The sequence below is a fragment of the Intestinibacillus massiliensis genome (assembly GCF_900155735.1).
GTDB lineage: Bacteria > Bacillota > Clostridia > Oscillospirales > Butyricicoccaceae > Intestinibacillus > Intestinibacillus massiliensis.
The window spans coordinates 94,840-108,430 of record NZ_LT707059.1 but is presented as its reverse complement, the minus strand read 5'-3'; the positions used below and the strand labels follow the sequence as shown (position 1 = coordinate 108,430).

The 13,591-nt window shown below is 54.3% G+C and carries 10 protein-coding genes and 2 tRNA genes; 4 read left to right on the top strand and 8 right to left on the bottom strand.

Annotated elements, in window-relative coordinates:
* Positions 1-9: 9 nt before the first annotated feature.
* A complete protein-coding gene (locus CZ203_RS08445) occupies positions 10-1,584 on the top strand; it encodes a sodium:solute symporter family protein (RefSeq protein ID WP_087065676.1) in 1,575 nt (524 codons plus the stop codon).
* A 165-nt stretch (positions 1,585-1,749) separates the two neighbouring features.
* On the opposite strand, the gene CZ203_RS08440 is transcribed toward CZ203_RS08445, so the two are convergent.
* Together CZ203_RS08440 and CZ203_RS08435 are read right to left on the bottom strand one after the other, a co-directional pair.
* Positions 1,750-2,292 carry an NADH peroxidase gene (locus CZ203_RS08440; RefSeq protein ID WP_087065675.1) on the bottom strand — a complete coding sequence of 181 codons (543 nt, stop codon included), beginning with the start codon at positions 2,290-2,292 and terminating at the stop codon, positions 1,750-1,752.
* Between the two features lie 50 nt (positions 2,293-2,342).
* Positions 2,343-2,741, bottom strand: coding sequence for an RrF2 family transcriptional regulator (locus tag CZ203_RS08435; RefSeq protein ID WP_087065674.1), 399 nt, complete (start codon positions 2,739-2,741; stop codon positions 2,343-2,345).
* Between the two features lie 237 nt (positions 2,742-2,978).
* Between CZ203_RS08435 and CZ203_RS08430 the strand changes: the two genes are divergently transcribed.
* Positions 2,979-3,063 (top strand) — tRNA-Leu (locus CZ203_RS08430).
* A gap of 22 nt (positions 3,064-3,085) precedes the next feature.
* Positions 3,086-3,171, top strand: a tRNA-Leu gene (locus CZ203_RS08425).
* 88 nt (positions 3,172-3,259) lie between these two features.
* On the opposite strand, the gene srtB is transcribed toward CZ203_RS08425, so the two are convergent.
* Positions 3,260-4,033 carry a class B sortase gene (gene srtB, locus CZ203_RS08420; RefSeq protein ID WP_087065673.1) on the bottom strand — a complete coding sequence of 258 codons (774 nt, stop codon included), beginning with the start codon at positions 4,031-4,033 and terminating at the stop codon, positions 3,260-3,262.
* A gap of 38 nt (positions 4,034-4,071) precedes the next feature.
* The gene (locus CZ203_RS08415; protein ID WP_087065672.1) at positions 4,072-4,500 is read right to left on the bottom strand and encodes a hypothetical protein; all 429 of its coding nucleotides are present in this window, start codon (positions 4,498-4,500) and stop codon (positions 4,072-4,074) included.
* A gap of 206 nt (positions 4,501-4,706) precedes the next feature.
* Between CZ203_RS08415 and CZ203_RS14930 the strand changes: the two genes are divergently transcribed.
* Positions 4,707-4,916, top strand: coding sequence for a sporulation sigma factor SigK (locus CZ203_RS14930; RefSeq protein ID WP_200809461.1), 210 nt, complete (start codon positions 4,707-4,709; stop codon positions 4,914-4,916).
* A 528-nt stretch (positions 4,917-5,444) separates the two neighbouring features.
* On the opposite strand, the gene CZ203_RS08405 is transcribed toward CZ203_RS14930, so the two are convergent.
* The 4 genes from CZ203_RS08405 to CZ203_RS08390 are packed head-to-tail and all read right to left on the bottom strand — an operon-like array spanning position 5,445 to position 13,389.
* On the bottom strand, positions 5,445-6,719 hold the full coding sequence (locus tag CZ203_RS08405; protein WP_087065671.1) for a TIGR02679 family protein: 1,275 nt from the start codon (positions 6,717-6,719) through the stop codon (positions 5,445-5,447).
* The gene (locus CZ203_RS08400; protein WP_087065670.1) at positions 6,716-10,774 is read right to left on the bottom strand and encodes a TIGR02680 family protein; all 4,059 of its coding nucleotides are present in this window, start codon (positions 10,772-10,774) and stop codon (positions 6,716-6,718) included. Before CZ203_RS08400 ends, CZ203_RS08405 begins: the two co-directional genes overlap by 4 nt.
* Complete coding sequence (locus CZ203_RS08395; RefSeq protein ID WP_087065669.1) at positions 10,740-11,906, bottom strand: TIGR02678 family protein; 1,167 nt, start codon at positions 11,904-11,906, stop codon at positions 10,740-10,742. Before CZ203_RS08395 ends, CZ203_RS08400 begins: the two co-directional genes overlap by 35 nt.
* On the bottom strand, positions 11,899-13,389 hold the full coding sequence (locus CZ203_RS08390) for a TIGR02677 family protein (protein WP_159456433.1): 1,491 nt from the start codon (positions 13,387-13,389) through the stop codon (positions 11,899-11,901). Before CZ203_RS08390 ends, CZ203_RS08395 begins: the two co-directional genes overlap by 8 nt.
* Positions 13,390-13,591 lie beyond the last annotated feature (202 nt).

Genomic DNA, 13,591 nt, shown 5'->3' with positions numbered 1-13,591 from the left:
GGGCATATTTTGTTACATCAAAGCGCTATTTGGATCGCGTTCGCGGCCTACCTGCTCTTCCTGCTCGTGGTGGCCGGCTATGAACACATAAAAGAAAAAAACCGCAGCGCACGCGGCTTCTTAACCGCCGGCGGCTCCATCCCGTGGCCGCTGCTCGTCATGACCTACCTCGCCTCGCTCATGAGCACCTGGGTCTTTTTCGCGGGTCCAGGCGGCTATTACCGTGGCGGGCTGGGATACTGGGTTTCCGAACTGAGCTATATCGTCCTGTTCCCGGTCGTGGCGCACTTTACCATGAACAAGGTCTGGCTTTTGAACCATGCCCGCGGCTATACCACGCCCGCGGATTTTTATGACGACCGCTTCAAAAGCCCGCTGCTGCGCGTCATCCTGTCTCTCATTTTCCTGGTGTCCTCCTTCCCCTATATCGCCTCCGTGCTGGTCTCGATCGGGCAGGCGGCCGGGGTCGCGACAGGCGGCGCGATGGACTACCGCGCGGTGATCTGTATTGTCGGCATCGTCATTATCCTGTACGTGATGATCGGCGGCATGAAATCGGTCGCCACGACCGATACGATCCAGGGGCTGCTGTTCATTTCCCTGCTGTGGGTCATCGCGGCGGCCTGCCTGCTGATCGGCTTCGGCGGCTCGCTCTCCCGCGCGGTGTCCTCCATATGGGAAAATACGAACGCCTGGTTCTCCTATCCGGGGCCGGACGGCTGGGTGCCTTACGGCTCTAGGCTGGGGTATCCGCTGTCCTGTGCGATCGGCTGGACGATTATGCTGCCGCATGTATTCGTGCGCTCCGGGTATTCCGGCAAGGACTTACGCACCCAGCGTAAGCTGATGGTGCTCACGCCGGTCTTGCAAGCGTTCGTGTGGACGGGCACCATGGTGATCGGCCTTGTGGGTATCGCCCTGCTGCCGGGGCTTGCCCAGGGCGATACCGAGCTGATTATCCCCTATATGATCAATAACGTCATCCAGAATATCAACCCGCAGCTTGCCGTATTCCTGATGCTGGCGTTCTTCATCGGCGCGAGCGCGGTCGGCATTTCCACTGCGGATTCCTTCCTGCTCGTGTCCAGTTCCATCGTGTATGAAGACATCATCCACCACACCCTGGGCATTGAACTGTCGGAAAAGAAAAAGATGCTGGTGATCCGTATCACAATCGCCGTCATCGGCGGGATCAGCGTGCTGCTCGCCCTGCGGCCGCCGCAGCTCATCTATACGCTCATTATGTTTGCCATTGCAATCGTCATGCCCCTCTTCCCCATCCTGGTGTTCGCCATCTACTGGAAACGCGCGACCAAACAGGCGGCCATCGTTTCCGCGGTGCTGGGGACGGCGCTTGTGCTCGCCACCTATTTTGTATGGGATATCGGCGGCACCTGGTACGGTGCAATCGGTATGTTGGGCTCGACCGTGAGCATGGTGGCCGTCAGCCTGCTGACAAAGCCGGATGAAGCCGCAAGCCGTGAGTTTTATCAGGCGCTGGAACAGACGGCGGACGAATTTTATGAAACGGAAAATATCGCATCTGGCGACAGGCATTGTGAATCCGCCTCGGCTACGGATTAAAAAAAGCGGCGCCCATGAGGGCGCCGCCTTCCCTTGCTGCATCGGGCGCAGGAATGGGCAAACCGCGGGCCTTTCCAACTCCGAGCCGGGTGCAGCCCGTAACGGTATGCGAAAAAGGGGAACCGGATTTCCGGTTCCCCTTTTTAATACTATGATAGGATGGAATTAGCCGAAGTAACGGTTCAGCAGGCCCTCGAAAGCCTTGCCATGTCTCGCTTCGTCCTTTGCCATCTCATGAACGGTATCATGGATCGCATCGAGGTTCAGCTTCTTTGCCAGGGCAGCGAGCTCCTTCTTACCAGCGGTTGCGCCGCATTCCGCATCGACACGCAGCTCGAGGTTCTTCTTGGTGGAATCGGTGACGACCTCGCCCAGCAACTCCGCGAACTTGGCAGCGTGCTCAGCCTCTTCAAAAGCAGCCTGCTTGTAGTACATGCCGATCTCCGGATAGCCCTCGCGCATTGCAACGCGGCTCATCGCCAGATACATGCCAACCTCGGTGCACTCGCCCTCAAAGTTCATGCGCAGGCCCTTGATGATCTCCTCGTCGACACCCTGGGCTACGCCAACCTTGTGCTCGTCCGCCCAGACGCGCTCGCCAGACTGCTCGGTGAACTTATCCGCCGGGGCGTGGCAAACCGGGCACTCAGCCGGGGCGGAATCGCCCTCGTGAACATAACCGCAGATCGAGCATACAAACTTCTTCATAACATTTTCCTCCTGTGTAATTAAGTTTTTGGATCAATTCTTTTCATGTATCAGGTAAACTGGTCGAGCGTTACACTATACAGCTCCTTGCGGAGGTGTGCATTGATCGAACCAAACACCTTGTGAAAGTCGCACTCGCTTTTGCGAGTCACCCTGCTGCAATCAAATTCGTTGCTCAGGCAATGGTTAATCATAATCGGGCCGTCGATACATTCGATAATCTGGCCGAGGCTGATCTCGTTTGCCGGGTGGTTAAGGATATAACCGCCGCTGACGCCTTTGAATGATTTAATCAGGTCATCTTGAATGAGCTTGCGCAGGATTTTTAAAGAAAACCGCAAGGTCACGCCCGTTTGCTCCGCAATATCCTTTGCGCTGAGGCGCTCGCCCGCAGCAGCCAGACAATACATCACACGAATGGCGTAATCCGCTTCATGTGTGATTCTCATTTGCGTTCCCTCCGTCTCTTGTTTACGTTTTTAGTATACATTCCTATTCCTGATTTGTCAACACTTCAAGATGTTTAAAACTACACTAAATCCGTATTTGATTTTTGTGCGATTCGATCAATTCCGCATAGATGGAAAAATCCTTGAAAAATTTGCGGAAAATCGTTGACAAATTAAGGGGCATTAGATATAATACATATTGTCGCTGACAGTGAAGCGGCAAAAAGAAGTGTATATGCGAGTGTGCTGGAACTGGTAGACAGGCACGTTTGAGGGGCGTGTGTCAATCGACGTACGGGTTCAAGTCCCGTCACTCGCACCACTCAAACTTAAAAATGTAATATGCAGATGTGGCGGAATGGCAGACGCGCTAGCTTCAGGTGCTAGTGTTCGCAAGGACGTGAGGGTTCAAGTCCCTCCATCTGCACCAAAAAGGATTTGGAGTTTTCCAAGTCCTTTTTTATTACCCTCATCCAAAACCATAATAAAAAGCCCGGTATACAGATACCGGGCTTTTCCTATTCCTGCTCTTCCAAGAAATACGCCTGCAACACCAAGCGATTTGCATCGCTGACCGTACAGGTCGATAATGTGATGTACCGTTCCACCTGCGCGGGTTCGACTTCCGGCGTGATGTTGGAACGCCTTGCCGCCCGCTCGATCTCCGCCGTGCGCGCCTGTGCGCCGTCAAAGCTGCGGGTATAGCATTGATCCACGGCCTGCGTATCATATACGGCGAATACGCGGTAAACCAGCGTCTTTTCCGGCGTAATGATATATACGAGCCGATGCCCATCCGCAAATGCCTGGTCGCGGTATTTTTTCAGCGTGCCAAACATCGAATGATCCTTCATGTTGTGGCCGTAAATGATGGTATTTTCATCGCTGAAATCCCCGTTGTTGCGCGCATCCATAAAGATGCTGCCGGACACGCTGTGTTCTCCGTTAAACGCCGTGTCCAAATACCGTTCGTTGTTGCTGCCATGCAGGATCGGATATGTAATTTGCGTGCCCGGCATCCACAGCCACGCACAAATATCGCTGTTGATCTTTTGCAGCGATGCAAAATCCACTTCCGGCGGTACCGGCGGCGCAGCCGGGACGTCTGCTTCCGTCTGCTCCGGTTCGTCCGCCTGTGGCTCCGTCTGCATATGCACAAAGGCCTGCGCCTGGTCATTCCGGGCACGGGCGTCCATATACTGCTTAATATAACCTGCAAGGATCGCTGCGCTGCCAATGAATATAAGCAGCAAAAGGATCAGCAGCACCTTGCGAATACGTTCCCGCTTCATGAAACCCCTCCCTGTGCGGCCTGCCACTACGGCTTAGGTCACTCTTTTCCCGCAGTTAGCGCGCTGTCCATCAGGAATATAAGCTCCAAGGCACTGCGGAACGTTTCTTCGCTCGCCCCCTCGCTCCAGGTAACCATCCCCTGCCAACTGGCGTTCTGCCGGAACATCATGCGTACAAAAAAGGTTGCCAGACGGCCGGTGCGGGGCTCGTCCCCCGCGTTTTCCTGGGACAATACCGCTGCACTTTTGCTGAATGAGCGGCGCTCGTTCATTGCGCGCGGGAAGTCCATATCCTCTAAAATATGTTCGACCGTCAGCAGGAGCTGCATCAGGTTATCGAAACGCCTGCCACCCGCGATCGTCTGATGGTACACGAACCCTGACATTTCCCGGCCCTTATAGGCATCCACACAAATCTGTATTGTTTTCATCCCTTCGGCAACGGTTTTCTTCTGGGCTAATGACATAATCCTCCACCTCCGCCTTCATCAATCCTTGTCTTATATTAATACTATACCACCCGTCAGTTACGGCATAGTTACAAATTCACAAAAGCGGCTTGTTTTTACACAGTTCTGTAAATTACATCCAGCATCTTCCCGCCGGACTTGCAACTGCACCCCCTGAAACGCATAGGATGTAACACAGTCTATCCGGGAAAGGCGGGATTTACATGATTTTTACCGCGACAGCGGCGCTGCTGGCCAGCGCCGTCTTTTTCATTTTACGGACCCAGGCCTCCGGTGGCACCTTCCCCCGTCCGCTGTCCGCGGATGAGGAACAGGATTGCCTCCGGCGGCTGGCCGACGGGGAGGAGCACGCCCGCACCGAGCTGATCGAACACAACCTGCGGCTGGTGGCGCACATCGTCAAGAAGGGATGAAGCGGAAGGAGAGAAACCCCACAAAGCCTTTACTGATACGGCTTTGCGTGATTTGATTAGGGATAAAGCAAAAGTAGAAAATTTCTGGAAGACCAGTGGACAAGCGATATTCAGGATTTGTCAAGGGGAAATGCAGTACCACTATTCCGCGATGTTGACGCTCTGACACACCAAAAAGCCGACTTTTGGATAAATTCCAAAAGTCGGCTTTTTCCGTATGCTATCTGTAGCATAATAGGATTGCTATCGTGGGGAGGCATGCAATATGAGGAAAAATGGGCGCAGGCGCGTTTGGCTGTATGGCCGCCACCAAATTGACATTAAATTTTTGTTGGAGCGTCAAATGGCTTTGGGAAATACTGTCCTTGGATGTTCCGTCCTTCAGACGGATTCGACATTTCCGTTGGCGGGGCTCACACAGGCAATGCAGGCAGCAATACGGGGCGATTTGGATGAACTTGTGCTGTCGGACAATGGGCTTCTGGGAAGTAGCACGGCAGCGGTGTCACTGACCGAGATTTTTACAGGTTATGGAGTTGCCGTCAAATCCGCCAGCAGCGATGGCAGAAGCAATTCCTGATATCCGGCGCGCTTTTGATGCAAAATGGCAGCGGCTGTGGCTGTGAGCCGGAAATCCGTCAGAGTTCGCAGCGGCTGCAGACGGCTGTCCGGTAAGTTGACCTCCGGGCAAGTTCGTGCATAGTCCTCCGGCGCCATGTGCCATGTTCGCAGCAGCTTTGGATAGCGGGTCATGAGCCGTGCCGCAATGGAAAGTCCTTCGCCGTCAAAGTCACCGGAATAATAAAACTGTGTTCCGGCCGTCGCCAAAAGATCCAAAAGGCGCAATACCGCCACCTGCGGCTGACCAGAGGTGCAGATCAGAGGGGAGTGAAACCGCTTCGCCTGATCGCAGAGCTGTGAGAATACCATCTGGTTTTCCACCAGATAGGCCTGCCCGGACGGGCTATGCCCAGATGAGAGTGCGGCAAGATTCATAAGTGTTAGCGTACAGCTCTCATGCCGCTCACGAAATGCGCGAAAGGCCGGGTGTTCACCATTTTCATCGCATAAAACCAACCCGACTTGGGTCACCGAGCTGGCGATGCTGTCACAGAGGATGCCAGCTTCATAATACAGCGAATCCCGGTCCTCTGCAACGGTCGAAAACACGCGTCCTTCCAGAGCCGCCAGAGCGTGCAGAAAAAGCTTTCCTGCAAGGCGGCCGCCGTCCAGTGCATGGGGGTCCGAGGTGGCACGGGCGCTGAGCACAGCCAGCCGAACCACTTCTCCTGGATGGAGCGCCAGCCAATCCACACCGCGGCATGCCTGACGCAGCGCGGGTTCTGCGGTTCTATCACCCATAGATTTTCGCAAGAGCTGGTAACCGTCGTTTTTATCACCCAAGCGCGAGAGCCAATCACGGCCGGCACTGCTCTGCGTTTCGGACGAGACGCGGGTGAGCATCTCAGAAAAGTCGAGTTCGACTTGACGTTGGATCTCTTTTTTTGTCCGTATTGTTGTATGGAAGTAGGATTCCAACAGCTTTTTCAACGTCACGCCTTGGAATTTCGTCTGCTGCAATGCATTGTCGAACGCCTGCAGCTTGAAACGCAGAGGAGGGGCATAGGGCCTGCCGAAAAGGGCCTGCGCCGCCTCACACTCCTCCTCTGTCGCATCGACTATGGAGACTTGCCCCACGGGACCGCCATAGGCTTTGTATTTCTTTAACATCTGCTCCAGAATGCGGTGATAGCCCGGACGACTTTTAAAATAGGCAACGCATTCGCTGATCTGTCCGCTCATGTGGCGTTCTCCATAAGAACCCGCTCGGTTCCATCCCAGTGATAGCGCAGGATCGTGACGACCTGCGCGTTGGACGGACGGTGAAGCTCCGCAATGTCGAGACTTTTCACCCCGGCATAGCAGCCCCAAAGCGCTTGAGAATTCATGATGTAATCAAAGTCCAGCACATGAACCAGCTCAAACATGGCGCTGATATTTCTGTCATCCACTCCGGCAAAGGCCTCATCCAGCGCCAGGAGCATGGGGCAGCTCTCGCCGCCCTTTTGATACTGAGCCGAGACTGCCGCAAACAGCGGCACATACATGGCCATCGCTTTTTCACCGCCGCTGAATTTGTTGAAGACCCGGTCGGTTAGCTCCTTTTTCCCCTCGCTGTCCCGCTGATAGAACAAAAGAAACTCATACCAATCCCGATAGTCCAGCACTTCACGGATCAGGTCGGCGTAATTTGTCTGCAATTCCTGCTCTGCCGCGTTTTGACGGGCTTTCTTTACTTTGGTACGGAAATGAGTGGAGACACGTTTGCTATCTTCTGGAGTTAAGAGGGCTCTGTCTTTGCTCAGAAGCTGAACCAATTGCGCGGTATCCAGCTCCGCTGCTTCCTCCGCCTTTTTTGCTTTCCAGTCCAGACTGAACACCAGGCCCATGGAGGTTTTCAGCGTACCCATCAGCGCCGTCATGGCTTGTGCCCACTGCTGACTTTCATTGATGCGCGCACTCAGCTTATGGCTGATGGTCTCGGTTAGAATATCCTCAAAAAGCTCCCGATCTTTTTCTTCCAGCAGCGTTGTGGTCATGTCGACATCCATTTGCAGCCGAGCGATGAACTCCTGCAGGGAGAGCTCCTTCCCATCCCGCTGAAGCGTGATGCACAGGCGCTGGCGCAGCATGGTTTCCCGGGACGGCGGTTCAAAGACAGGTTCAATCTTGGGCTGATATCTTAAAAGAGAGTTATTGTGCTGTTGATAGTTGTTCCGCAGAGAATCTTCAATTTGCATCTGTGTACGCTCGCGGTCAGACGCCTGAATTTTGCTCTGCGCCTCCCGGGCGCATGCGGCAAGGCCGGCTTCACGGTCAAGCGGGAGTAAGCCCAGAGACAAATCTTCGGAGAAATAGGTCTCATAATCCTGCTCATCCATGACGGCCTGCGTGAATGCCTGACGGCGGAGCTGAAGCTGGTCGCGGGAACTCTGGATCTGACTGCTCAGTACGGCGGTCCGCTTGTCGGCCGAGTGTTCTCGTTCCTGCTGACGCTCGATCTCGTCGGAAAGCTCCGCCAGCCGCTTTGCACGTTCCCGGTTCTCGGGCGCATCTAGAACGGCTTGTATCTCCTGTATGGCGGCATCCGCGCGTTCGATCTGCGATTTGGTGCCGCGGTTTGTTTTTTGTAGTGCGTCCGCCTGATCCCGCTGTTCGGCAATGCTGTCCTCCAATGCAAGCAGAGACTGCCGAGAGTAGTCCAGTTTCATGGCAGTCTGCGACAGAGCCGTCAACTGCACCAGATATTCTTCTGCGGCGTCCAGAGCCTCCTCGTATGCCGCAGAGGCTCTTTCATATGGAAGTCCGCGGCTCAGCGTGCGGCACTCCTGATCCAATTGTGCGGCAAAGCGCTTTGCGGTCTGCTCCGCGCTGGAGCACTTTTGTACGGCGGCCTCTGCGTCGACCAACGCTTTGCGGGCCGATGAGAGCATCTCCAGGGACTGATCCAGGTCGATGGCCGTTGGCATGTGCTCGCGTTCCTCCCGCAGCAGGTTCAGCCGCCGCTCCAATTCCACCGTAGCAGCATGCCTTTCGTCCAGCTTTGCCTGCATTTCTGCCAGCTGCTGTTCCAATGCCTGTAATTGGCGCTCACGGTTTGCACGGCGGGCCGCTGCGCCCACAAAACCGGCGGGTTTCTCCGCTTGGCTGTGACCGTTAATCATCCCGCACTTGAAGCGCCCGTCCGGCAGCAGTGCGGTATGTGCGTTCAAATCAGATTGAGAAATACTGCTCAAACAGGCGGCTGCCATCTCCTGGTAGTGGGAGTCACCATCCGGCTGGAGACCTGCGATCGGATCGTCTGAGGGGGGGCCGGGGAGCAGAAACCTGTCCGGATATTGGCGGAGAAGCCCCTGAATTTGCACAAGCGCCGTCTCCGGGACGATGAGAGCGTCCAATAAACCGGCGTCGGATAGCTGTGCTTCCAGCAAATTGCGTGCCTCCTGAGACAGATCCGGAGAAAAATCCACCGTTTCATAAAATGCGGCGTGGGGAATTCCCTGCATGGTGAGCTGGATACGCGTAGCCTCGATCTGTGAGTTGCGAAGAGGAACGGGGTCCGGGTTGTTAAGCAGCTGATTCTGAGTCCGCCGAAGTGCGTCACACTCCTTTTGAAGCGCGTTTAACTCGGATTGTAACCCCAGCTTTGCAGTTTCAAGAGCGGTGCGTTTTTGGTAGGTGCAGCCATCGATCTTTTCCCGGATAGCGCTCCAATCGGCGGGAGAAGCATATCTTGCGATAGCCTGCCGCAGAGCCAAGAGCTCGCCCTCCGAGAATAGGAGCTCTTCATTCAGAATTTGACGGTGTGCGATCCCCTCAATCAGGCGGTCACGCTCCTCCCGCTCTTGGGTTTCCGCGTCCCGCAGCGTCACGCGGGCTGCCGATTCCCCGGTGCGGGCCTCATCCAATGCCTGACAGGCGGCATCGTATGCCTCATTCGCTTGCTCAAGTTTTCGTAAGGTGGATAGCGTTTCTGAAATTTGTTTCTTCCGCCGCTGGAGCGCGGTATGTACACATTCAAAGTCGGTGTTCTGCTCCGACTTGAGGCGCGAACTGTAATCCGTGTGCTCCGGACCCAGTTCCAAAATGGCATTCTGCGCTTCCAGCCCCCGTAACGCCGAACGCAGCGCCGCGCGCATGTCCTCCACCGCCCGCGTCAGCTCCCGGAGCTTGACTTCCCGGCTGTATATCTGTTCTTGCAGCTTCTGCACACGCGCCGTCCCCTCGTCCAGCTGCTCCTGATAACGCCTGAGATCCTCCTCCTCGCGTTTCAGACGTTCTTGCTGGATGGTGAGATCATCCTCACCCAGAGCCTCCTTTTGTGCCTTTGCCTGTGCGAGCCGGGACGCAGCCTCTTCCTTGACCTGTACGCAGGCCGTAATCTCCGCCTCCTGCGCCGTTAAGGTTTCCTGCTCCGTATTTACCTGGTTGCTTAACCGCACAGTCTTTTCCAGCGCCTCCAGGTAGGCCTGCCCCTTCTTGCCCAGCATATACTGGTTGTAGCGGGTATACTCATTGCGAATGATCATCGCGTCCCGCATCGCGGTTTGATAATCCCGCAGCGTATCCTCAAGAACGTCCATGCGCTCCATGGTGCTAACCATGGCGGAGAGATCTTCGTCGGTCAGCACGCGCAGAGAATCCTTCAGTACGGCTTTTACCGCCGTGGGACGAAAGGCCTCTTTGGAGAGCTTTGGCGTGCGTACCTTGATAAGTAGTTGAATCAACTGCTCGTACTGACGAACGTCCCGAAACCGGAAAATCCGGTCATTCACAAGCTGCTTATAAATACTGGGACTCTCGGCCCAGTTATTTTCATCATTGATTAGGTTTTTAAGCTTCTGTTTGCTCAGAGGAAGAAGCTGCTTGCCCAGCGTCTCGTACAACTCCACGCCGCCTTTTTGAATCCGTCTGCCGTCGCACAGGCAAAATCCCCAGAAGTCAATGTTCTTCCCCTTCTGGGCGCGCATACCGACCCCGATGGTGCTGTACTCATCCAATCCCTCTTTTTTGAATTCCAGGTACAAATAACCCGTGGACTCTTCATGCTCTCCGTCCCCCAGAAGATAATAGTCCATCTTACGGTCGCGGGAACCGAACGGATCCAGACGTTCAGGACTTTTGTTCCCGTCCAGCAAAAACGGGATAAAGCTCTGAGTTGTAATGGATTTCCCGGAAGCATTATCCCCCCGCAGAAGAAGGTGTCCGCTGTCCAGGATAAATTCCTCTCTGTCGTACAGCCAGAAATTCAGGAACCCCAGTTTATGCATCCTCCAGCGGTTCATCGAGCGACTCATCTCCAATCTCTCCGTGATAATTGGCAGGGAAGCTACCGGTCCATCTGGCCACGGCGGGGCAGAGGTACAGCATACCGCCGCGCTCAGTCAAAAGCATCCAGTCCCGCATATAGGTCGTCAGCTCCTGACACAGCGCTTCGTCGGATACCTCCCGCAGGCGGCGGCCCAGGCCGTTTCCGTACCGCCCACGGCATTGGCTGACCTGTTGGCGAAACTCTCGCGGCGTCAATGGAACCGTATCATCCGGCTCTCGGGAGAATTCACCCTGTCGTACGCATTCCCGAAGCTGTGCGCAGAGCAAAAGCACGGCGTCGCAGAGCGCCAAATCCCGCGGATGCACCATACCAAAGCGCTGTGTTTCATCCAGTACAAAGAAGGCGCCGTTTTTGTAGACCTCCAGAGTTCCGTTCAACGCGTCCCCCATGTTTCGGGCGATCCATGCGCGTTGATTCTTAACGTACTCGTAGTCGCCCCGCTCCTCCTCCGACCAGTAAAATGCAGGGGCTAAGGTAAGCTGCTGATAGACGCGGTGAATCCGCTGCCGTCCCCGTTCGGCCTCATCACCCTCCCAGGAAAAGGCCTCGAAGTCCGCAATGGATTGGCAATGCAGAATATCACGCCCAAAATGAACCGTAAAATGCCTGGACAGCCCTGTGTTTTCGTAGAGCACCTCCTGATTTTGGTCGCTACCAAAGCCGTCGCTGTTGCCGTCATACACAAGGAGCAGCCCCATCTCCTGCGCATATCGAAGAACCCGCACCAGAGCTTTCCGATGGAGAAACTTTGTCCAGTCAACCGCACGATATTGGGTCATAAAATGTTCGATTGCCTCTGTCAAATAGGAGAGCAAGAACTGCTCCCCATCATCCAAATCAGATAAATACAGCAGCAGGGCGCATAGAAGGCAGTAGTCCAGCGTATCTTGAAACGCTTGGATGCCCATCCAGGGCATCGACTTGGGCGGAACTTTTTCCAGCTTGACCACGGACTCGTTGATCACTAGGTTCCAGCCAAGCTGCTCATTGAGAAATCTGCGATATTGGGGTAGCGCGCGCTTCACGTTGAAATAAAGCTCTTTGTTTTCATTTCGTGTGACCCAAAAGCGATCCAGCAAATAGCGAAACTCATACATTGGCAGTCTCCTCAAAGAGAAGGATGCAATTTGGCATCGTCAGCACCCCGTCTGTACAAAGCATCTGACAGGTTTCATCGCCGCTCTTTTGCAGTGTAAAGCGCTGTCCATATTCCGTGCGTCCACACCGATCCGGGCTCAGATTCGCCATTGCGACCCAGGAGAGCAGGACTGTCCGCGCCTCGGGCGGTACAGGCTCTGAAAGCGCGGCGAACTCCAGCTTACCGTTGTGGATATACCCCATGAGCTGCCTGCGAAGCCGCTGTGCCTCTTCCAGAATTTGCTTACGCTGGGCGGCTTTTTCCTCGCTCTTGTCGGCAAATCCGCTCCGATCCATACGAGGCTTATAGGTGCGCACTCTGGGCGCCAGTGCATATTTCAGCGGTTCTTCCTCATACGTACTTACGTCAATTCGCTCCGTCTTTTTTTCATCGTTCACGTAAAAATGTCGGCAGCTCTGGGCACCAAATACCAGTGCTGACAGCCGATGTGCTTCCTCCATTGTTTCGCAGTTTGCAAACAATCCCAGCAGATGCTGCAATTCCGCTTTGTTGCTGACGCCCATGTTCTGCATCTGTACCAGAAGCGACGCATTCTGCACTACCCGCCGGATGACTTCGTTTGTGACCTCCATGACCTGTCTGGCGGTGGCGTTTTCCCCTGAAAACCATCCGACCAGCGACTGCCACACTCCCGCATCCTGCATCTTGAGTTCTGCCTCCCAATTGGGTGTGTGCCGTGAGTTGGGGCGGGGAATTTCCAATTGACTCTTATGAACCACTGCAAGGATGTGCTGCGCCTGCGCGGGGGAAATGGCTTCCAGCAGTGCGCCGATTTGTGCGGAACTGCTTTGAAGCTCTTGAATGAACTCCTCCAAATAGCGGATCAACCGCTGCTTATAAAGGATAAAATCGGTCGATTTCATCTGTTGGTCGGCACTGGGACTGTAGAATTCACGCAGATAATCCTGATAGTTCTGACTGAGACGCTGAAAATCCTCCTGCAAATCCTGCCACCATATGCTAACTTCCTTCAATGACATGTCATCCAGATGAGTTGCCTGACGCAGAGCGCTCTGAATCCGGCGGAACGCGCTGGAGGAGAGGCCGGCAGTGCGTGTGAAGAGGTTTTCCAAGGTGATTGTCATTCGTTCTATTTCCAAAGCGGACTGCGTCATCATGTACTGGAACTGTCGGTTTTTAAAGTCGGCGACGGTGTAGACTTTATGCGGGTCTTGAATGGGTGTGAGATTTTTCCAGCTTACCAACTGATCCAAATCGGCATTCAGTTGTTCGGGGGTATACTGGGCAAAGATTGCCTCTTCCCGGAGATGGGAGATGATCATATTTTTGTCCATCTGGTAGTGCATCTGCTGGTGTTCCAGATAAAATATCCGCATAATGGATCGATACTGTATATAATGCTCCGCCGACAGGTACCGCGTCTGTGGGATATTTTCCAAAAGTTCCGCATGAAACGCCATTACCAATCCTCCGTCCAAGAATTTCTCCGCGGGTGGTGGAATCATTCCACTTATATTATTCGTAATAGCAAAACGTACTGCCGAATGGCAACACAATAGGTGGAAGAACTCGGCCGATTTTTCCGTATTCTCCCTATTTCAACTTTATTATACCCGTATGTGCTATGAAGCGCAATCATTTTTAAGTTTAGACGTAGCTTCT

Excerpts from the sequence above, each read along its gene's own strand:
- CZ203_RS08405 (WP_087065671.1), bottom strand. The coding sequence starts at position 6,719 with ATGAGCGGACAGATCAGCGAATGCGTTGCCTATTTTAAAAGTCGTCCG.
- CZ203_RS08415 (WP_087065672.1), bottom strand. The coding sequence starts at position 4,500 with ATGTCATTAGCCCAGAAGAAAACCGTTGCCGAAGGGATGAAAACAATA.
- srtB (WP_087065673.1), bottom strand. The coding sequence starts at position 4,033 with ATGAAGCGGGAACGTATTCGCAAGGTGCTGCTGATCCTTTTGCTGCTT.
- CZ203_RS08390 (WP_159456433.1), bottom strand. The coding sequence starts at position 13,389 with ATGGCGTTTCATGCGGAACTTTTGGAAAATATCCCACAGACGCGGTAC.
- CZ203_RS08395 (WP_087065669.1), bottom strand. The coding sequence starts at position 11,906 with ATGTATGAGTTTCGCTATTTGCTGGATCGCTTTTGGGTCACACGAAAT.
- CZ203_RS08435 (WP_087065674.1), bottom strand. The coding sequence starts at position 2,741 with ATGAGAATCACACATGAAGCGGATTACGCCATTCGTGTGATGTATTGT.
- CZ203_RS08440 (WP_087065675.1), bottom strand. The coding sequence starts at position 2,292 with ATGAAGAAGTTTGTATGCTCGATCTGCGGTTATGTTCACGAGGGCGAT.
- CZ203_RS14930 (WP_200809461.1), top strand. The coding sequence starts at position 4,707 with ATGATTTTTACCGCGACAGCGGCGCTGCTGGCCAGCGCCGTCTTTTTC.
- CZ203_RS08400 (WP_087065670.1), bottom strand. The coding sequence starts at position 10,774 with ATGAGTCGCTCGATGAACCGCTGGAGGATGCATAAACTGGGGTTCCTG.